Below are 20,426 nucleotides of genomic sequence, written 5' to 3' on the forward strand. Positions count from 1 at the left end.
AGAGAGATGTGAACAATGATAAATATCTTAACTAATATCTTAAAAAATGACAGATTAGATGAATACCCATCATTTGAAAAGTTTTGCTTTCTCAAAGAAAAAGGATTACGTAAAGAATCCCTTAAAGCATTATCTTCGTTTATCGATGAAGCCAAGACGTGGGAAAATCATGCACAACAGAATTTTGCTTGTTGGCTATTTGCTTTATTAGAAAAATCAGATGATATTCACCATATACTTGTTCACCCTTTGGAAATGGATTTTTTAAAGCCTCTGCTTGAAGCATGGATGAAGAGTAACCCCGAAGATCCAAGACCATACAGGTGGTATGGTGTGTTTTTAAATACTGAAAACCGTGTCGATTACTTGAATAATGCACTTAGACTAGGTGGAAGTAATGAACAATTATCTTTATTAACGTTAATCGATATTCATTTGAACGCCTTGTGGTATTCATTTCATCACATATCCGAAGATTTATATCTAGGCGATATTAAAGAAGATCAAGCACTTCTTACTAAGTCCCGGCAGTTGAACAACAAGATAGAATGTCAACAAACAAGAAAAAGCAATAACGAACAACTTAACTATTATCAAGATTTGTTGAATGACTGGATGTTGTTTAAAGAAGAACAATCAAAGGGATTTGTTGAATGGTGTGAAAATAAGGGCAGAATCTATCCTTGGGTCAAATCTTATTATTACGAAAAATAGCAATTGCAAGCATTTTTGTTTTTTAATCGTAAGGGGGAGATAGATTTGATGGTAGTAAGATACCTAGCTGTCCTTATTTTGTCGGCCATATGTTCTACACTGATATATGTGATCACCCTGCATCAAGCCGAATATGTTCCTTATCTTATAATTAGCGGGATCATGTTGACATGTTATTTAATTTTTGAATTGCCATTGCAGCTTTTCTTAAACCGAAAACCTAGAAGGTTCAATTTTAAATATCTTTTAATATACACAGTATTTTCATTTAACTCATGGCTAATCATGACCGTTCTCTTTGAACCTTATAACCCAATAGGGTCTATACTAGCGAGTTATGAGATATATTTATTCAGCGTATTATTTGCTCTGATCTTTTGGCTTTGGGACTCTATTCTTGTACAGAAAGTTGTGGTTAAGTAACTGAGCTCTAAGTAAAAACACTTTCGGAAGAGTGAGTAACTTTGAAGTGAACGGATTGAGGATGGAGAGAAAAAAGCATTGTTGCGGAAGGCTGGGGTGAATGGGCATCAATCCTGGAAGACCTTTATCAGCAGCGATTTAAGTATGTTGAATGGAAGCTGCTTGTTTAAATTTGTTAGTACATAAATTGTGAAATTTACTTATATCAACACGGCATGATAAAGAAAAGGGTGTTTATGTTGAACTGGAAAAGAAATGAAAAATTTATGTTTGCAGGAACTTTAATTGCAATTTTTTTGATTTTAATATTTAGCGTCATATTTATTAAAGGAGCGAGCCATACTCCCGGTAAGGATGATGTTGCTGTTTTTGGGAAATTTGCAATCAGCAGGCCGCCGGTCAACTATGATCTATATCATAAAGACAATTCCAAGACGGTTTTAGAAAATGTTACGGGTTACTATGAATCATCTGACTCCCAAGTTTATGTGCAAAATAATTCTGATTTTGTTGTGATTACTAAAGGGACATCATATGAGAAAAGATCGCTGAAGAGAGCTTCGAAAAATGATAGGAGAATGTTAAGCAGAATAAATAAATTTGAGGAAGAATAAAGAATTTATTAATCAGGAAAAAACATAAAATGTTAAAATTCCTTACGGTTATGAAATAATTATTTTATTTAGACGTATTGGAATTTTTTTAGAGGAGAAAGCTTATGGATTTACTTAATTGGACTTACATTATATCTACAATTATAGGAGCCGCTGGGTTCATATGTTTATTGTGGTTTTCTTATCTTAATAACAAAAGTGAAAATAAAGCAGAGCATTAAAGGATGAAAATTGTATACAAAGTGAGTGAAGTATCGTTATAGTGTGTGCTTAAGGAAAAAGGTCAAATAGGACAAGAATTTGGCACTTAAGCAATTCCTGCTTATTTAAAATCCAAGGGGTTTAAACCTAAATTTATGTTAACCACTATCGAGATCATTTTGGCGGCTCTATAGACTTTTTGGCATAGAATGAGGAGCTACTACATTGCTCTAATACAGTTTGATAAGCCTGGGGATGGAGATCCGCTAAACAGCAAAATTTACGCAATTAGGCATGGGTTCTAAAGGACGAGCTAAGAAAATAATGGTTCAGTTAGTTGCTCATTTTAACGAGTGGTATAGAACAACCAAAAAACCATAATCTGATGATGAAGAATGGATTAAATTAAGAGTCATAAGAAAGGAATAAAAATAATTCAGAATTGCTTGGCTTTACTTTATTTTGAAAGGGGTCAAGTAAGATGGATAAGAAAAAAGATGAAATACAAAGGGAATATAGGGAGCAAATAAGGTATAAGACAGAACATGATAAAGAAGGTGCAAGTTCGCATACTTTTGGAATAAGGAATGGGGAGAGAAAATAGTTGAACCGTGAATACATTGAAACGGCATTTGAGTCATTAGATTTTATGGGTTTTGATAGTGAATTAGTTTTAAAGGGGTACATGGAAAGAATAGAAGAAGATATTGAGGAGCTTCAGTATATACCCAAAACATGGCTTCCTTTAATTTATGATTTAATATTTCATGAGGAAAAAAAGTTTTGGGATAAAGATATTAAAGATTTTATTTACAATTTAATTGATGAAGTAAAATATAAGAATGATAGCACTATTTTGTTTTTTGAAAGTTTCAGAGAAAGTCTTGGTCACTTTTTTTTAAGCCTTTCATCATATGATCGTGTACTGAATACGCTGAATTTATTTAATAAAACAATAATACCTAGAGACATTGAAATTCAAGTCAAGTATTTGCCATTATATAATTCGTTAGTTGAAGGAGTAATCGGGAATCTATATAAATTTCTTAGAAATTTGCTTAACACTATAGATGAGAAAGACTTGTTAAGCCAAAATAATCTAGGACCCTTAGTAAACTTACTTAAATCAAAAGGGTGTACAATTTTAACAGAGGAAATTGATGTAGATATTAGAAATGCCATTAATCATGGAGGGACATATCTAAAAGAGAAAGGTACAATTATCTTTAACTTTAATACCGGGGGTAAGCCCCAAAGTAAGGAAGTAAGTGTTTCGCAATTCAGGAGAAAGATATACAAAATAATTGATTTGGTTAATGGTATACTGGCCGGCATTATAAAATTTAATGTGAAGAATTATAAGGGTATTGTTCAGGCTGTTGGTTTAAATAAAACCGATATTGTTTTTCAATCCTGGATAAAATTTGAGATGTCTACCTATAATTTAAGATGCCATCTTTTGGACATAGATGATGTAATCAACCAAGTCAACCTCTATTTTTCTACTGATGTAATTCCTTCGAATGATGAATTGGTGCAATTCGGTATCTTTACCTTCATTAAATTAGCTATACTTTATCCTGATTCAGAGAGGCTATTCCTTACATTTAATAACGATAAACAAATTAATTCTTTTTTACTTACTGAAACGGCAGATATTATTGCATTTATTCAAAACAAAGTAGATGCACAGTCCTTAGTTCGTAAAATTAGTGGAAACAGTCTTTTTGGTTTGAATTTTAAAGAAGATAATACAGTTAGCGAAGATTATACTTTGCAGTGTTATTATCATGATATTAAAAAAGAAGAGTATATTGTAAAGAATATTAAAGACACAAGTACAAACAATTTAAAACGGTTTAAACTTGAGGTCTATATGAAGAATACCAAGCGCCGAAATCATGTGAAAAAGAACATTGAACAAATCATAAGCAAAGTTAGAAATTTAGAAAATTTTCCGGAGATTACACACGATAAAAAGTTTGGTAAGATGCCGGCAGATGTTATATTTATAGATATTTTCAAGGAATTTGGAAGAAGGGGTGACCGTAAAAAATTTATAATGTCAAGTAATGATAACTTTATTGCACAAGCTCAATATTTCAACTGTAAAGAAAATAAGGTCAACAAGGAGAGATTATGCAAAGATTTAGTTGTAAGAACAGAAGGCAACATTGAATTTGCTTGGAATCCAAATTTTTGACATTGAAATTAAATAATTGTTTTAAAGGGAGACATATGGATAAATACTCAAACTTCAAACTAAAGATTGATGCAAAACCTTCTTTATTTCATGGAAGAACTGTAAGGAAAGCAGTTGGTCAATCACTTTGGTATAGAATCAGGGATCACATATTACAAAAGGATACACCTGTATGTAGCATTTGTGGATTTTCCCCTCAACCAGACGAAATGCGGAATCTTCATCTTCACGAGATCGAGGACTATGACTTTGAAAATATTGTGGTCACATTAAGTGGATTAAATTTAATTTGTGCAAACTGTCACGCTTTTCATCACTTTGGTTTCACACAATTGTATTCGAGTAAGGAAAAAATGGAACGATTAATTGAACATTTTGCAAAAGTCAATGAATGCGAAATAAACGACTTTAAAGATTACAGAAGGAGTTTACTATTTAGACTCCAACCGGAAGCAGAAACCAAGAAAACAAAAACCAATCTGTCTTTTCAAGATATCAAAGCAGGTAACTATACAGTTAGATATGCAATAATCGGAGATATACCATTCAAAGACGAAGTTATTGATAAGCTAAACAAGAAGGGTGTTTATTACCAATACAAATAACTGACATGACCTCTATTAAGAGGATAATGTCTTTATAAAATACGAATTTTATTTAGAGGGATCTGAATTTTTCTTAGGGGAGAAAGCTTATGGATTTACTTAATTGGACTTATATAATATCTACAATTATAGGAGCTGCTGGGTTCATAAGTTTATTGTGGTTCTCTTATTTTAATGATAAAGGTGAAAAATAAAGTAGAGCATCGCGATGAAGTATTAAGCGGAAAAACAAAAGTAAATAAAGTTTTAGAAACCGAGAATGTATTGGCGTATCATCATACAAGACCTTTTTGGCCAGTGCATATTGTTGCCATCCCTAAAAAACATATCTCTTCTTTAATAACTTTGGAAGAAGACGACAATGAACTTTTGCTCGAGTTGTTGGGTGTGATTAAAAAGGTTGCGGAGAAGGTGACAAAAGAAAATGGTTCTTGCAGTGGACTTACAAAGTCGAAGAATCCGCATTAAGCAAGTTCTTTATGTTTCTTCTCCATCGCTCTGAAGGACCTTAATTTGAAACAATCTAACCCCTTATTTAATTCTTTCCCTTTTTAATTAAATATTTGTACATTAACATGGCGGCAAAATCATCACCTCTTCAATCCATTTTTGCATCTCTTCGTTTGGAGTTCAATAAAGAAATATCGGCCACAGGCCCCCTCACCATTTTGAGGGGGTCTATTTTATTTATCTTATTAATTTGGAATATGCGTTGGCTAGCAATTCATATTCAGAAAGATCAATTGTTTTTTAGATTCACCGTTCTTTTTGTTCTCGACAAATCTTTTTGTCGACTAAATCACTCTGTTTAAGTTGAATCGGTTGTTAGAACATCATGTGATGCACCTCCTTTAAAAAGCATACACACATATTAGAGGGCTGAAATTTACCCATATGAATTGGGATATGGCTGCCCAAAGGCTTGTCGCATGGAACCAACATGCGGCAACTGGTCCACAGCTTTAGAAATTTCATCCTAACAGGGAAGTGCGGCAAGCATTGGGAATATAAAGGAATATAGGCTTACAGCTATGCAGGATGTATGAAAATCCGTCAGACGGCGAAGGGAAGGCAACCTCCATGTAATTGTGACGGTTTGAATGCGGGTGTATGGAACTTCCCGTTCATCGGGAGTTATGTCAGAGGGACGAAAAGACTTTTATGGAGGAGGAAGCGGAATGATTGAATTTACACGGCCATCACCTATGAAGAAAACATGCACGATGCACCCGGAAAAGGAATCTGTCAGAGCGGTTTCGTTTACTGATTTTAACGGCAATTCTGTAACAGTAACCCTTTGTCAAATGTGTCTGGCTGAATTAAAAATGAAAGCCGCGACTGAATACAGGAGCATGACTGAGGAGCGGGCTAAACTGAATCGTTTCAAGATTGGTGATCATGTGTATTTAGAGCATTTGGGAGTAGTCAGCGAGATAAAAAACATGGAAGGCGTTCAAGTGGCAAACAGGACAGACACAGACGGAGTCCGGAAGGCTACCCCTAGGGAAATCGCAGAATACAAAAAACAGGGGAAGCAATGACGGTGAAAAAACGATTCAGTCAATCATTTATCAGTTGTGTTACTTACAGGAGCGGCGGCCGGATGTTTACGGATGCGCGACTTACACGGCCGGAGCCTCCACGGTGAAGTGAAGGAAAATTCAAACCAAGAATGTGAATTGATCAAACGCAGTTTCATGAATCTCCGAAGGCTTTCATCCGAAATTCAGGTGCAGTATGGAAAAAAATTTATGGAAACTTGACATAATGCTGTCAGGTCCCTATTGTATGATTAAATGAATGGCCAGTAAAATGATAGGAGGCGTTCAATATGAAGTTGCTGCAAATTAGACTATTGGTTAATGACTTTAAGAAAAGCGTCGAGTTTTACAAAGATTCATTAGGACTTCCAATCAGTTGGTTAGAGAAGGAAATGGAATATGCACTTTTCGATAATGGAGAAACGAAAATAGAGCTTTTATCTCGAGAAAATATGGCTGAAATAGTTGGAGAAGAAAGAAAATCTTTAGACGGAGATGCGCAATCAAGATTTTTGCTTCAGTTTAAGGTAGAAGATGTTGATAAAACGTATGACTATCTGCACAAGCAAGGGATTAAATGCGTCAATGAACCACATGATCGTCAGGAATGGCGTGCACGAGTGGCTCATTTCAGAGATCCAGATGATAATCTTATTGAAATATATAAAATGATATAATTTTTTGACTGACGAGATTAAGGTAATGCGTTTGTTAACTTACCTTATGATTTTTATAGTCTGTAAGAGAAACATATATAGGTCCAAGACGGAAAGCCTGCGGATACTGATCATTGCACAGCTCACTATGCTCTGATTGGTGTCCGTTTTTATTTGCACGGAGGGATAGCAAATAGATGATGAACACGAAGCGGACATGCAAACATTCAGACGCGGCGAGGGCGGCGCATTTAATAAGGGGAGGAGTCAGAATGCAGGATTTAATCATCTCACAGGAAATATATTGACTTTCATCCTGTTTGTAATGTTAATTAGAAGATGTATACAAAATTATTATAATAAGGAGGCCTGAATGTGAAAAATAAAGCGGGAATCCAAGTTGGACTATGCATTGGACTTTTATGTTTAAGCTTTACCGGTTTCAATCCTTTATTCGGCTCAGCGCATGCTGAAGCGAAATCTATAGAAAACACAAAAATGACAAGCTGTATAACGAATCAAAAATTTGTTCAGCTTGAGAAAAAATTTGATGCCAGGCTTGGGGTTTATGCGATTGATACAGGTTCAAACAAGACAATCGCCTATCGGCCGAATGAACGGTTTGCTTACGCATCAACCTATAAAGTTCTGGCTGCAGCTGCTGTTCTGAAGACAAGCTCAAATGAAAAACTTAATGCTATCATCCGCTACAGCAAAGACGATTTAGTTACATATTCTCCAATCACAGAAAAACACCTGGATACAGGCATGAGCCTGAAAGAAATCTCAGAAGCCGCTGTCCGTTACAGCGATAATACCGCCGGGAACCTATTGCTGCAGCAGCTTGGCGGCCCCAAAGGTTTTGAAAAGTCATTGAAACAGATCGGGGATCATGTAACAAAAGCTGATCGATTCGAGACGGATCTAAACTCGGCGATTCCCGGGGATCGTCGTGACACAAGCACCGCAAAAGCACTGGCAACTGACCTTAAGACTTTCGCTTTGGGTAACACTCTCACGGCTGACAAGCGCACGATTTTAACAGATTGGATGCGGGGCAACGCTACCGGCGACGAACTGATTCGGGCAGGCGCTCCTGCAGGATGGGAAGTCGGCGATAAATCCGGAGCCGGAAGCTACGGCACACGAAACGACATTGCGATCGTTTGGCCGCCTGACAGAGCCCCAATTGTTTTGGCAATCCTGTCAAACCGGTTTACGGAAGATGCCAATTATAATAATGCTCTTATCGCTGAGGCTGCAAAAGTCGGTCTAAATGCTCTTAAATAAACATTGCCGTTCATTTTTTATGGACGGTTTTTTATATGTTGAGAATGCGGTATGCCGGTTTCGTTTTTCGATAAATGTTATAATGTAAAGTCATAAAAAGATGGGAAGAGGGGGAATTTCGATGCATTACATAACGGCATGCTTAAAAATCATCAGTGATAAAGACCTTAATGAAATAATGAAAGAGTTCAAAAAACTTGAGGAAGAAACGAACAAAGAAGAAGGCTGTATTCAGTTCCATGCTTATCCGCTCGAACCATCAGAACGCAAAATCATGCTTTGGGAGATTTGGGAAAACGAAGAAGCTGTTAAAGTCCATTTTACGAAAAAACATACAAAAGACGTTCAAAAACAAGAATTAACGGAAGTAGAATGGTTAATGAAAAGCAATGTGAATGAGTAAAAGGCTTTGTCTATTGTTGGCTGACTCTGCCGGCAACCATCATCAGTTTCATTCACTAAAACCCTTGCTGTGCAAGGGTTTTTTACTTTAAAAAGTTCTTTATATCGCAGTCTTTTTATGGGTAAGGAACAGACTTGGAACGAAGATGGCCGCAAGGATGATGACGGATACTAAGAATCCGGCATGGTAGCCTTTTAAACTGTTCGGAATCGTCGGCTGCAATCCTTGTATGACAGTTGCGGTAACGGTTGCGATCACAGCTGACCCAAAGCTGGAACCGAGGTTTTCAATCATATGAATACCGACACCTGCTTCCGGAAGCTGTTTGCTGTCAAGACCTGTATAAGCGTCACTCATCAATGGGAGCATAATTCCTCCAAAACTGGTGCCGCGGATAAATAATACGACGGAAATCCAAATCATACTTGTGTTATCGGTGATAAAAATAAGCGGGATAGATCCGATCAGCGAAAGAACAAGACTGACCGTAACCACGTATTTCGCACCGATCTTATCAATCATTTTTCCGATCAGCGGACGAGTCACGAGCATTCCGACTCCTTGAGGGATTAAAGCGAGTGCTGCTCCGACTGCCGTGAACTGACGAATGTTTTGAAAAAACAGCGGAAGTATTAACATCGGCCCCATGATGGCAACATTCGCTAAGAACAACCCGATCGAAGATGCTAAGAAGCTCTTGTTTGCAAACAAATTCATAGGCAGCACGGTTTGGTTTTTCTTGATCAGATTATATACAAGATAAATGGCTGCTGAAACAAGACCGATACCCGCCCATAAAATGGTGTAGCTATTGTTAAATGATGCATGATCCGCCGCTTTCGTAATACCGTACATCAATGCCGCGCTCATTAATGACAAATTGATAATCCCGAAAATATCGAGTTTACGATCTTTGTTGAATGGTTCAAAGTCTGGAATGGTTTTCATCATAAGCGGTGCAGCAATCAAAACGATGAACACGTTGATGTAAAAAATCCAATGCCATGAAGCGCCTTGGACGATGAAGCCTCCGATGACAGGTCCTAAGATCGGGCCGAAGATCATAGGGGTGCTGACGATTGCCATCACTTTTCCCAGGTTTTCCGGACCTGCCGTTTTAACCAAGAGTGTTGACATAAGCGGAGTTATAATGCCGGCGTTGAATCCTTGAAGCAAACGGAAGAAGATGAAGCTGGAAACGTCACGGCTCATCCCCGCAAAAACAGAAATGACACCAAAGGCGATGACTGAGCCGATGAAGATTTTCTTACCGTTATATTTATTCATAAGCCAGCCGGATACGGGTACTGCAATCGCAAGTGCTAAGACATAGCCTGTAACGGACCACTGAATGGTATCCAATGTCGTGTTGAAGTCTTTGGTCAGTTTGTCGATGGCGATGTTTACCATCGTAGAGTCAAGCATTGGAGCGATTGCTCCCAGTGCAATAGCCCAGGCGGCTGTGAGAACTTCTTTTGGCACCCGAAGTTCCTTTCTTTTATGTGTTGACATATTACTCTCCTCTCAAAATTGCTGTCTTTGTTTCCTCGTCAACAAAATAATAGAGTGATTTTGTTTCTTTGTCAACAATAAGAGGGATATAAAAAGGCAGCCCGTTTTCATGGAGAAGGGCTGCCTATGGTTTTATTCATATTTATTCCGATTTCATGTCTGCACCAAGTTTCTTTATTTCTGAATCCAAATGCCTGCTGTATGTTTCCACGAAGTTCAGCATCGTGTCAAATTGTTCATCAGTTACTTGTTCAAACACGATTTTGTCCCGTTCTTGAAACTCTTTGTGCAATTCCTCGTGAATTTTATAAATGACTTTTCCTTGTTCGGTAAGCCTGAAATAGATTTCTTTCTTGTTAAGCGGCTTCTGATAGCTTTCGATAAGGCCTTTATTGATAAGCTTCTTCGTTAATTTACTTATGGCGCCTCTTGTCATATAAAGGGACTCCGCAAGTTTTGTCACATTGGCGTCTTCAATTTTTTCGATGAATTCGATGCAATGCACTTCAGAAGGTTTATGCCCCTTAAGGCTTTCTTCCATCTTCAGCCTATTCAGCCACACCATCTTGTTAAAAAAGTCCCTGAAATCCGTGAGGAGCTGTTCTTTTTTGTCCATGTCCCGTCCTCCTGCTCGGTGGTGCTTACACAATATTATAAAATGTTTGTTTCTTTTTCAACAATCGTAAAGTTATTATTTAGGAACTGAGAGATAGTGCGCAGAAATTAAGAAGGAGGGGGATAGAAAAAGTATTCTATTTAAAAAGCGGCTTTTTAACCGAAACGTGGTTTTTCGGGTATTTTTCTTTCCGTATTCGTTACTTGCTCTGTTTCATAACAGGCCAGCACTACAGCCTTATAAAAAAGCAGGCTGCGCAATGAGCCTGCTTGAGATTCGCATCAATCATTTTCCTGTTGCGGCATCATGAAAAGCGTCGATTGCGGTTGTGTATTTCAAGACGTTTTTAGACACTTTGGCGGTTGCGCCTAATGGATACGCGTCTGACAGAACGCTGGAGTGAGCTTCGGGTTCCCAGTAAAATACGCCGGTTCCTTTGCCGTTCGGAACGGCTTTCACCAGTTTTATGGTGTCTTTTATGGTCCAGTAGGAATCTTTCGGATTATTTTCATCTCCGCCCAGTTCAACCACCATGACTTCCTTGTTGTAGCGTGAGGCGATGTCATTCAAATTAGATGATAAATGGCCGGTGAGCTCCCAGTACGGCTTACCTTCCCAATAGGGATAGAACGAAACGCCGATAATGTCGGTTTTCCCGCCGTTTTTAAAGAATTGATCAAACCACCATCTGAATAGGCTGTTGTCCGTGCCGTGTGCCAAATGGCTGATGACCTTGGTGGCCGGGCTGACGGATTTCACGGCGTCATAGCCTTTGTTCAGTAAGGCGGTCAATTTGCTGAAATCGTTCGTGCTGCCGTCGGGCAGTAAAATTCCTGAATTCATTTCATTCCCTACTTGCACCCAATCAGGGGAGATGCCGTGATTTTTAAGTTCTTTCATGACATCGTACGTATGGTTATACACGGCTGCCTGCAGCTGGCTGTTTGAATAGCCGGTCCATTGGTTCGGCTTGATCTGGTGGCCTGGATCAGCGAACACATCACTGTAATGGAAGTCAACCATTACCTTCATTCCTAACGCTTTTGCCCTTTTGGCCGCCGCAAGTACGCCCGCTTTGTCACTATAGCCGAGCATGGTCCATGTTGTGCCGTCTTTCAGCCAATAATAGCTGCTTGGCGGATTCACAAACACTCTCAGTCTCACGGCATTTATTCCGTGATCTTTAAGAATCTGCAAGGCATCTTTCTGTTTTCCGCCGTCATCCAGCCAGCGCACACCTTCGTCCTCCATTTGTTTCAGCCATCCTATATCAGCGCCATAGGCAAACGGGGCATCCGCTTTTGCTTTAGGAGACTTCTCAAAGAATGTAAAAGCAGTGAAAATGAGAGAAAGACAGATTGCGTTTACAAATACACGTTTCAATCGGTTTTTGAACATCACAATACCTCCTGATAAAAAAGATTGTTGATTGATTTCACTCTGAATGTTTCAGCTGCCATTCTCCAATAACGTCGTGAAACGCTGAAACGCCTGAATTCCTTCGTGTGTCATTTTAAAAACGCCTGCATCGGTCAGCGCGCGTAAAAATACATTCGCGGTTTCTTTTTGTAAAACAGCGGCTGCATTTTCCGGTGTCACGTCTTCATCCGCTTTGATGTTTTCGGCCCACGGAAGATGAATGTCTTTGATGTCATGAGGTTCATTCAGTAAATACTTTTTCACTTCTGCCAGCTCATCTTTCAGGCGGGGAGGTAAAACGGCGAGTCCCATCACTTCAATCAGACCGATATTTTCTTTTTTGATGTGATGCACATCTTGATGCGGGTGAAAAATGCCATCCGGATAATTTTCGGAGGTGCGGTTGTTTCTGAGAGCGAGATCGATTTCAAAATCCGTTCCCCTGCGTCTGGCAATTGGGGTGACGGTATTATGGGGTTCATTTGTCTTTGCGATGATGCTGACGGTTTCGTCTGAATATTCCCGCCACTTTTCAAAAACATACGCAGCGGCATCTGTCAGCAAATCCGGATCTTTTGCGCGAAGGCGGATCACTGATACCGGCCACTTCACGGCTTCGGCCTGAACGTCTGGAAAATGACGTATATGAAAAGGGTAGAGGGAACCCGCTTTTGCCATCGGAAACTCATGGGCGCCGCCTTGATAATGATCGTGAGAAAGAATGGAGCCTCCTACGATCGGCAAGTCTGCGTTTGATCCCGCGAAATAATGCGGGAAGATTTCCGTTATGGCCAGAAGCCTTCTGAAGCTGTCACGGCTGATGTTCATCGGCTTGTGCACGCTTGAAAGAAAGATAGCGTGCTCGCTGTAATACGCATAAGGAGAGTATTGAAACCCCCACTGTTCTCCCGCTAAGTCAAGCCTGATGATGCGGTGATTTGAACGGGCGGGGTGATGCGGTGTTCCGGCATACCCCTCGTTTTCCATACAGAGCAGGCATGTCGGATACCGGTTTTCCGGACTGTTTTTTACCGCGGCGATGTCTTTAGGGTCTTTTTCGGGCTTTGATAAATTAATGGTGATGTCCAATTCCCCAAAAGGTGTTATTGAGCGGTACACGATATTTTTTCGAATGGCCCGCGTCTTAATATAGTCGTTGTTTTGGCTCAGTCGGTAAAAGTAATCTGTTGCTTTTTTCGGGCAATCTGATAACAATTTGCTGAATGCGGCATTGATCAGAGAAGGGGCCGGCGTGATCACGTCCATGATTCTGCTTCCCAGCATGTCTCTTTCAGCCGGCGTATCGTTAATGATTGACCGTTTTACCGCGTCTTTCACCATTTCGTCCAAATAGTGAAGCCTGTTTTGTTTCTTGATATGCTTCGGTTCTGCATAATCCGTCAGTCCGAGCAGATCGAGAAGTCTGTTTCTTGTGTAAATCACATCTGTTTCATTTATGTCGCCTAAGACAGTGCTTTCTTTCAGAAACCCTGCCACTGATTCAAAAACTTCAATGACCGCCGCCTCCATTTCATTTGTCCTTGTATCCGTTTGGATGTTGCCGATGCCAATTCCATGCTGACGCAATGATTTCCGATATGTCCGTTTGTTTCGGATTCCAGCCCAGAATGTTCCGCGCTTTATCGCTGGAAGCGATGAGGGTGCTTGGATCACCGGGTCTTCTTGCGGCCGCTCTTACTTTTATGTCTCTTTCGGTCACTTGCCGGGCCGCTTCCGCCATTTCTGATACGGAAAACCCGCTGCTTGATCCTAAATTGAAAATGCCGCTGTCTCCGCCGTTTTGCAAATATTCCAGAGCGAGAATATGGGCATCGATTAAATCGGAAACATGGACATAATCGCGGATGCACGTGCCGTCTTTTGTATCATAGTCAGTGCCGAATATCAAAACCTCCTCGCGCTGACCGAGCGCGGTTTGTAAAAGGATAGGGATAAGGTGGGTTTCCGGATGATGATCTTCTCCGATGGAACCGTCCGTTTTCGCGCCGGCAACGTTAAAATACCGAAGCGAGACATATTTTATGCCGCAGGCGGTTTCACACCACTTCAGCATTTTTTCTGCCATGAGTTTTGATTCGCCGTATGCGCTTTCCGGCTTTTCCGGCATGTCTTCTGTGATGGGCACTTTTTCAGGTTCGCCGTATACAGCGGCGGATGAAGAAAACACAATGTGTTTCACCCCGAATTCCTGCATGACCTCCAGTGTAATTTGCGTACCGTACACATTATTATTGAAATATGAAAGAGGGTCTTTCATTGATTCGCCGACAAGGGATTGAGCGGCAAAATGGAGAACGCCTGTTACGTTCTCCTTCGCAAACACAGAGCGAAGAAACGGTTTGTCACGGATATCTCCATGGTAAAAAACTGCTTTTTCATGAACAGCTTTCCGGTGGCCTGTCTGCAGATGATCCACAGCTATCGTTTTCAATCCTTTGTTTAATAATTGATCAACCGCATGAGAACCGATATAGCCGGCTCCGCCGAGAACGAGAATCGCCATGATTTATTTTCCCCTCCATTCAGCCGCGCCATCGCTTATATCAGCGATGTAAAAAGAAGCTTCAAGACCTGTCCTGCTGCGGTAGTGAGATGAAACGGCCCGGATAAAGCCGGCGGTTTCTTCACTTTCCACAATGGCTATGGCGCAGCCGCCGAACCCCGCGCCCGTCATCCGCGCTCCGAGTGCTCCTTCTTTCCAGGCTGCTTCAGCGAGCGCGTCTAATTCGTCACCGGTCACTTCATAATCATCGCGTAACGAACGGTGGGACGCATTCATCAGCTCGCCGAACGTTTTCAAATCATTCGATTTGAGAGCTTCCGCGGCTGAGAGGGTCCGCTCGTTTTCATTGACCGCGTGCCGGGCTCTTTTACGCAAAGTTTCACAGGAGAGAAGGGATTCGAGTTCGTTGAATTCTTCTGACGTCAATTCCGCAAGTGATGCGATATTCCGATATTGCCGCAGTTCTGAAAGAGCCTCGTCGCATTCGCTGCGGCGTTCATTATATTTTGAAGCCGCCAGCTCCCGGCGCTTGTTCGTATTCATAATGACGATTTTATATCCGTTAAAAGCAGCCGGAATCATTTCGTGCTCAAGCTTATCGCAGTTTAACAGAATGGCCATGTTCTTTTTGCCTTTTTGCACTGCGAATTGATCCATAATGCCTGAATTCACGCCGATAAATTCATTTTCGACTCTTTTTCCGATAAGCGCCAGTTCAGTATCGGAAACATCCAGGCTGAATAACTTTCTTAAAATGGAACCTGTTAACATTTCAATAGAAGCGGAGGAGCTTAAACCGGCTCCGTTTGGAATTGTACCGTGAAAAAGAATATCCATTCCGCTGTCTATTTGGCCGCCGGCTTTAAGAAGGTAATGGATCATCCCCTTCGGATAATTGGCCCAGCCGTCTTCTTTTTTGTATGCTGTGGCGGAAAGATCAAGGCAGACAATGCCGCTGTCAGGAAAGTTTTCTGAGTATAACCGGATCTGGTGATCTCCGCGTTTTGCGCATACGGCATAAGTTCCGATCGTGATCGCGCATGGAAGAACGTGGCCGCCTATATAATCCGTATGTTCCCCGATCAGGTTGATCCGGCCGGGTGCGAAAAACAGTTCTCCGTTACTTCTCTTGAAAATGTCTTCGAATCTTGATTTCAAAAGTTTGGCTTCCATGATAAACCTCCGATTCTATTTTGAGGTATGCTCCAGTATGAACTGAATGGCTTTTTGTGAATTTCTGGTGAGGCTGATATATTCTGCTCCTTTCGTTGCGATGAGTTTCACTTGCAGGCGGTCCGCATCTTCTTTAATGTCATCGTAATAAGAGCCGACCTGCGGAGCCAAAATGATCATATCGAAGTCTTTCATGATGTCGTAATGGGATCCGTAGGCGCCTGCTGAGGCGGTAATCGGCACGTTATATTCTTCGGCTCCTTCTGTCAGTGCGTTCGCAAGCATGGCGCTCGTTCCCGCTCCGGCGCACAGCACTAACACATTGGTGCTGTGTTCCAAGGCGGATGAGGATTCCTGAAGATTTGTGCTGATGACGGAGGACGCGTCTTCGGAGGCGCCGGCCATGGCGGGCTGTAATGTTTGCGGCGCGGTTTCAGGCTCGGTGTGTTGGGCTTCTTTCGCCGCTAATACTTTGTCATAAGCTTTACAGAATGGCAGGTATATCAGGAAATCGACAATGATTAATACAGCTGTCAGCACAAAAGCCGAGAGCCCCATGCCGGTTCCGAGAATCAAGCCGGCGGGCGCCGGGGTGGCCCACGGAAGAACATACATAAAACTGTTCATTCCGATGACATCCACAAAAAATTTAAACAGACAGACATTCACCATCGGCGTTACAACAAACGGAATGAAAAAATAAGGATTTAAAATGATCGGCGCAGCAAAGAGCAGAGGTTCGTTTACTGCGAAAGACACCGGAACCGCGGATGCTTTTCCGACTGCTTTCAATTGCTTGGATTTCGCGAAAAGAAGAAAGATAAACGGAACCACAAGGGTTGCGCCGGTTCCTCCCATTGTGCCGACGAAGTTCCCGAGTCCGACGGTCAGCACGTTGGACGCCTGCTCACCGGCATTATGAAGCTGAAGGTTCGCCTCCACATTTGCGTAAATAATAGCTGCGATGGCCGGTTCCACAATAGAAGGCCCGTGAACGCCGACAAACCAGAACAGCGCCATCATTCCCCAAATGACACAAATCCCCAGATAACCGTCTGCGGCGGTAAAAAACGGCGATAAGAGAGAGGAGAGAGCCTCTGCAAACGATACGTTCAGCGTGTTCCTGATCAATAAATCAACGATCACCATGGCCAAAACGGAAAAAGCGAACGGAAAAACATCTTTAAATGTTTGTGAAATGGTACCCGGTACTTCTTTAGGCATTTTAATCGTAATATTTTTCAGCACGCAGAATCTGTAAACGTTCACTGTTATGAAAGCGGATACAAAAGCGGCTAAAAGACCTTTTGTGCCGAGGTATTCCGTGGAGAACCCGCCATCGATTTGAGTGACGCTTAAAATGAGAAACCCGACGACTGAAGCAAGCATCGCTGAAACGGGGTTGATCCCTTTGTTTTTCGGCATTTTTCGGTTCATTGATTCACTCAGGCATTTCGCACTTGTTGCCGCAACGATCAGACCGAGGGCGCCCATTGAATAGTTATAAACTTTCCAAAGCCATTCAGAAACACTTTTAGGCCAAGTGAAACCCAACACTTCCGGCACAGCGGCGGTGAGGATGAAAATGCTGGCGAATAAAATAACAGGCATGGCCGTTAAGAAGCCGTCGCGGATCGCGCCTAAATAAATGTTTCTTGAGATTTTTTCAAAAAACGGTTTTCCCTTTTCGATTTGCTTGATGATACCGTTCATTTTTCCACTCCTTATCGGCGGCTTCGGTAGAGTTCTATAAAATCCTGAATAAGATCACGGAGCAAAAGGGTTGTCATCAAGTGGTCCTGACCGTGAACGAAAATAAATCCTAATTCCATGTCCTTGCCGTCAGCTTCTTCAGCTAACATTTTCGTTTGCGCATTGTGGGCGAGGGTTAAATTTTCATCGGCGCTTTTCAATGCTGCTTCCGTGTTTTCGAAGTTTCCGGTACGGACTTCTTTCAGGACTTTCAATAAAGTGCTTCTGGCGTCGCCGGCATAGGCGACGATTTCAAAACCGAGCATCTGCAATTCTTCCTTTGTCATGAAAAAAACCTCCTAAAGACGGCACACATGATGAAAAGAGACTCTTTTCACCATGTATGATCGTTAAATGATTGTTTTTGTTTCACTTACAAGTTTGTACCAGTAGGCCGATTCTTTCGGATACCGTTTTTGGGTGTCAAAGTCGACGTAAAAAAGACCGTAACGTTTGTTGTAGCCGTTGGTCCATGAAAATAAATCCATTAAGGACCATAAGAAGTACCCCTTTACATTGACTCCGTCGGTAATCGCTTTACTGACGGCTTCTAAATAGACTTTTAAATAGTCGATTCTTGCCTTATCCATAATGATGCCGTCTTCAAACTCATCTTTATAGCCCATGCCGTTTTCGGTAATGTACATTTTGTTATATTGCGGATAGTCCCGTTTGATGCGCATCAGCATGTCATACATGCCTTCAGGATAAATGAGCCAGTCCCAATCAGTCCGCTTCAGGCCTTCTTTGTAAATTCTTTCGCTGATTCCTTTTACTTTATAGACCGAAGTGCCCTTATCGCCCGTTCCGTTATGGTGAATAACGGTTTCTCCGTCGTACGCTTTGACGAAATGGCATTGATAATGATTGATGCCGAGATAATCATTGCGCGTTGAAGCTTTTTTCATCACGTCAAAGTCACTGTCTGAAAACTCGTATGAAGCGCCGTTTGCCTCACAGATTTCATCCAGAGCCCGCATGGTTTCCTCAGAATAATAGCCGAGGTAGGTGGCGTCGAGGAGAAATCTCACTGATAACGCGTCATCCAGAAAACAGGCGTGGCGGTCTTCTTCTGAGTCGCTGGCGGGATATTTTGTTTCCAATGAGTGGACGACACCGATTTCTCCCGGATAGCCGCCGTCTTTAAAAAGATTGACGGTCATCGCATGCGCTACCATCATGTGATGGAGGCATTGAATGACTTTTGTGATATCACTTTTAATTGATGGCGGGAAAACCCCGAGTAAATACTGGTTGGTGGCTGTGGGATAAATTTCGTTAAACGTGCTCCAATATCTGATTTCGCTGAATTCTTTAAAGCAAAACTCCGCATAGCTGACGAACGCTTCTATTGAAGCGCGGTTGAGGAAATCTCCCTGGTCAAATAATCCTTTCGGTGTATCGAAATGATGCAGCGTGACAAAAGGGGTGACGTTGCGTTTATGGCACTCTGAGAAAATACGATGATAGTAATCAACACCTTCCTGATTGATTTTACCCGTGCCGTCAGGGAAAATTCTCGTCCAGGCTATAGAAAGGCGGATGCCGTTTATTCCGAATTTTTCACATAGTTTAATATCTTCCGGAAACTGGCGGTAAAAATCACTTGCCGGATCAGGGCTGAATCTTCCCTGTTTTTCAAGAAATTCATCCCAGGCCACAGGCCCTTTGCCGCCTTCTTTTGTGGCGCCTTCCGCTTGATATGCCGCAGTCGCCCCGCCGAAAATAAAGTCATGAGGTAATTTGAGCATTACTGAATCCTCCTTCGCCAATGTGTGAATTGAAGTTTGTTAATGTTTGTAATTGTTATCTTTTGTTTAATAGTAAACGCATACATTTTTGTTGTCAATAGCTTCATAAAGAAATAACATCTGTTTTCATAGGGGTTTTATAAGTTTTTCGTTGTTTTATATGTTGATTATGTTGTTTGTTAGTGTTTGTTTTTGTTGACCAGAGTGCCGCGGTGTGTTAGATTGTGTGTAAAGTTGAGGGGATGATTGAACATGTTAAAAAAAGAGCGTCTTTTAAAAATCATCGATATCGTAAACTCGCGGGGGTTTATTACGGTGAGTGATATTATCGATGAACTGGATGTTTCTGATATGACAGTGAGAAGAGATCTGGACGAGCTGGATAAAGCCGGAAAAATCGTACGTATTCACGGAGGCGCACAGAGCATTTCTTATTCCATTGATCACGAATTATCGCATAATGAAAAACTGGGTGTTCAAATGGAGGAGAAGGAGAAGATCGCGGAACTCGCAGCTTCCTATGTAAATGACGGCGATACCGTTTTTTTAGGGCCCGGCACGACGATTGAACTTTTAGCCAAACACCTGCTGCATAAGCGAATCAGGATTATCACAAACAACTATCCCGTATTTGATATTTTAAAGCATGGTGACACTGCCGACACCATCCTGATTGGCGGCGATTTCCGAAAAAATACCGGTGCCTTCGTCGGGCCCATCGTGAACGGCAATCTGCAGAAATTCAATTTTACGAAAGCCTTCATCAGCGCCAACGGCATACATAATGATGAGATTTCTTCTTACAGCATTGAAGAAGGGGAAGCTCATCAAATCGCGCTGAATAATTCGCGGACGAAATTTTTGCTGGCGGATAATAAAAAATTCAACCGGGAAGATTTTTACGTGTTCTATAACTTGCACGATATGGATTATCTGATTACGGATGATAAAGTGATGAAAGATGTTCAAATTCATTACGAGCAATATGTAGATGTCAAAATCGCAAAAAAATAAAAAAGGCGGGCGGTT

General features: G+C 41.3%; 20 protein-coding genes and 1 pseudogene. 12 read left to right on the forward strand and 9 right to left on the reverse strand.

The genetic code is table 11. From position 1 onward, the window contains the following. Nucleotides 1-15: 15 nt before the first annotated feature. The 11 genes and pseudogenes from V7728_RS16175 to V7728_RS16235 all read left to right on the forward strand — a co-directional run bounded on the left by V7728_RS16175 (nt 16) and on the right by V7728_RS16235 (nt 8,650). The gene (locus tag V7728_RS16175) at nt 16-714 is read left to right on the forward strand and encodes a hypothetical protein (RefSeq protein ID WP_099566633.1); all 699 of its coding nucleotides are present in this window, start codon (nt 16-18) and stop codon (nt 712-714) included. 48 nt (nt 715-762) lie between these two features. Then, a complete protein-coding gene (locus tag V7728_RS16180; protein ID WP_099566634.1) occupies nt 763-1,137 on the forward strand; it encodes a UPF0715 family protein in 375 nt (124 codons plus the stop codon). Nucleotides 1,138-1,376: 239 nt separating this feature from the next. Further along, nucleotides 1,377-1,751 carry a hypothetical protein gene (locus V7728_RS16190; protein WP_145956849.1) on the forward strand — a complete coding sequence of 125 codons (375 nt, stop codon included), beginning with the start codon at nt 1,377-1,379 and terminating at the stop codon, nt 1,749-1,751. Between the two features lie 682 nt (nt 1,752-2,433). Further along, nucleotides 2,434-2,535, forward strand: a pseudogene (locus V7728_RS16195) (hypothetical protein); the annotation flags it as partial. Nucleotides 2,536-2,556: 21 nt separating this feature from the next. Then, nucleotides 2,557-4,155 carry a hypothetical protein gene (locus tag V7728_RS16200; protein ID WP_099566637.1) on the forward strand — a complete coding sequence of 533 codons (1,599 nt, stop codon included), beginning with the start codon at nt 2,557-2,559 and terminating at the stop codon, nt 4,153-4,155. Nucleotides 4,156-4,190: 35 nt separating this feature from the next. Next, on the forward strand, nt 4,191-4,760 hold the full coding sequence (locus tag V7728_RS16205) for a hypothetical protein (protein WP_099566638.1): 570 nt from the start codon (nt 4,191-4,193) through the stop codon (nt 4,758-4,760). 174 nt (nt 4,761-4,934) lie between these two features. Beyond that, nucleotides 4,935-5,228 carry an HIT domain-containing protein gene (locus V7728_RS16210; protein WP_099566639.1) on the forward strand — a complete coding sequence of 98 codons (294 nt, stop codon included), beginning with the start codon at nt 4,935-4,937 and terminating at the stop codon, nt 5,226-5,228. Between the two features lie 710 nt (nt 5,229-5,938). After that, entirely contained in the window at nt 5,939-6,301 is a 363-nt protein-coding gene (locus V7728_RS16220; protein ID WP_099566640.1) for a hypothetical protein, read from the forward strand. A gap of 290 nt (nt 6,302-6,591) precedes the next feature. Further along, on the forward strand, nt 6,592-6,978 hold the full coding sequence (locus tag V7728_RS16225; RefSeq protein WP_099566641.1) for a VOC family protein: 387 nt from the start codon (nt 6,592-6,594) through the stop codon (nt 6,976-6,978). 348 nt (nt 6,979-7,326) lie between these two features. After that, the gene (gene bla, locus V7728_RS16230) at nt 7,327-8,247 is read left to right on the forward strand and encodes a class A beta-lactamase (RefSeq protein WP_099566642.1); all 921 of its coding nucleotides are present in this window, start codon (nt 7,327-7,329) and stop codon (nt 8,245-8,247) included. A 121-nt stretch (nt 8,248-8,368) separates the two neighbouring features. After that, nucleotides 8,369-8,650 carry a putative quinol monooxygenase gene (locus V7728_RS16235; protein ID WP_007407331.1) on the forward strand — a complete coding sequence of 94 codons (282 nt, stop codon included), beginning with the start codon at nt 8,369-8,371 and terminating at the stop codon, nt 8,648-8,650. Between the two features lie 99 nt (nt 8,651-8,749). On the opposite strand, the gene V7728_RS16240 is transcribed toward V7728_RS16235, so the two are convergent. The 9 genes from V7728_RS16240 to lacG all read right to left on the reverse strand — a co-directional run bounded on the left by V7728_RS16240 (nt 8,750) and on the right by lacG (nt 19,397). Further along, nucleotides 8,750-10,162, reverse strand: coding sequence for an MDR family MFS transporter (locus V7728_RS16240; RefSeq protein WP_099566643.1), 1,413 nt, complete (start codon nt 10,160-10,162; stop codon nt 8,750-8,752). A 142-nt stretch (nt 10,163-10,304) separates the two neighbouring features. Next, the gene (locus tag V7728_RS16245; RefSeq protein WP_007407329.1) at nt 10,305-10,778 is read right to left on the reverse strand and encodes a MarR family transcriptional regulator; all 474 of its coding nucleotides are present in this window, start codon (nt 10,776-10,778) and stop codon (nt 10,305-10,307) included. Nucleotides 10,779-11,063: 285 nt separating this feature from the next. Then, nucleotides 11,064-12,176, reverse strand: coding sequence for a glycoside hydrolase family 53 protein (locus V7728_RS16250; protein WP_052827293.1), 1,113 nt, complete (start codon nt 12,174-12,176; stop codon nt 11,064-11,066). A gap of 51 nt (nt 12,177-12,227) precedes the next feature. Next, a complete protein-coding gene (galT, locus tag V7728_RS16255) occupies nt 12,228-13,727 on the reverse strand; it encodes a UDP-glucose--hexose-1-phosphate uridylyltransferase (RefSeq protein WP_099566644.1) in 1,500 nt (499 codons plus the stop codon). Between the two features lies 1 nt (nt 13,728). Next, nucleotides 13,729-14,721, reverse strand: coding sequence for a UDP-glucose 4-epimerase GalE (gene galE, locus V7728_RS16260; RefSeq protein WP_099566645.1), 993 nt, complete (start codon nt 14,719-14,721; stop codon nt 13,729-13,731). Between the two features lie 3 nt (nt 14,722-14,724). Continuing rightward, on the reverse strand, nt 14,725-15,894 hold the full coding sequence (locus V7728_RS16265; protein WP_043021284.1) for a galactokinase: 1,170 nt from the start codon (nt 15,892-15,894) through the stop codon (nt 14,725-14,727). Nucleotides 15,895-15,909: 15 nt separating this feature from the next. Then, nucleotides 15,910-17,607 carry a PTS lactose transporter subunit IIBC gene (locus tag V7728_RS16270; protein ID WP_015239654.1) on the reverse strand — a complete coding sequence of 566 codons (1,698 nt, stop codon included), beginning with the start codon at nt 17,605-17,607 and terminating at the stop codon, nt 15,910-15,912. An 11-nt stretch (nt 17,608-17,618) separates the two neighbouring features. Then, nucleotides 17,619-17,933, reverse strand: coding sequence for a PTS lactose/cellobiose transporter subunit IIA (locus tag V7728_RS16275; RefSeq protein WP_099566646.1), 315 nt, complete (start codon nt 17,931-17,933; stop codon nt 17,619-17,621). Between the two features lie 63 nt (nt 17,934-17,996). Continuing rightward, nucleotides 17,997-19,397: a 6-phospho-beta-galactosidase gene (lacG, locus tag V7728_RS16280; RefSeq protein ID WP_099566647.1), complete on the reverse strand. Its 1,401-nt coding sequence runs from the start codon at nt 19,395-19,397 to the stop codon at nt 17,997-17,999. Between the two features lie 252 nt (nt 19,398-19,649). Here lacG and V7728_RS16285 point away from each other — a divergent pair, with 252 nt between their 5' ends. Next, nucleotides 19,650-20,411 carry a DeoR/GlpR family DNA-binding transcription regulator gene (locus V7728_RS16285; RefSeq protein WP_007610724.1) on the forward strand — a complete coding sequence of 254 codons (762 nt, stop codon included), beginning with the start codon at nt 19,650-19,652 and terminating at the stop codon, nt 20,409-20,411. Nucleotides 20,412-20,426: the final 15 nt, after the last annotated feature.

The organism is Bacillus sp. JHAA, from assembly GCF_036961585.1.
GTDB lineage: Bacteria > Bacillota > Bacilli > Bacillales > Bacillaceae > Bacillus > Bacillus velezensis.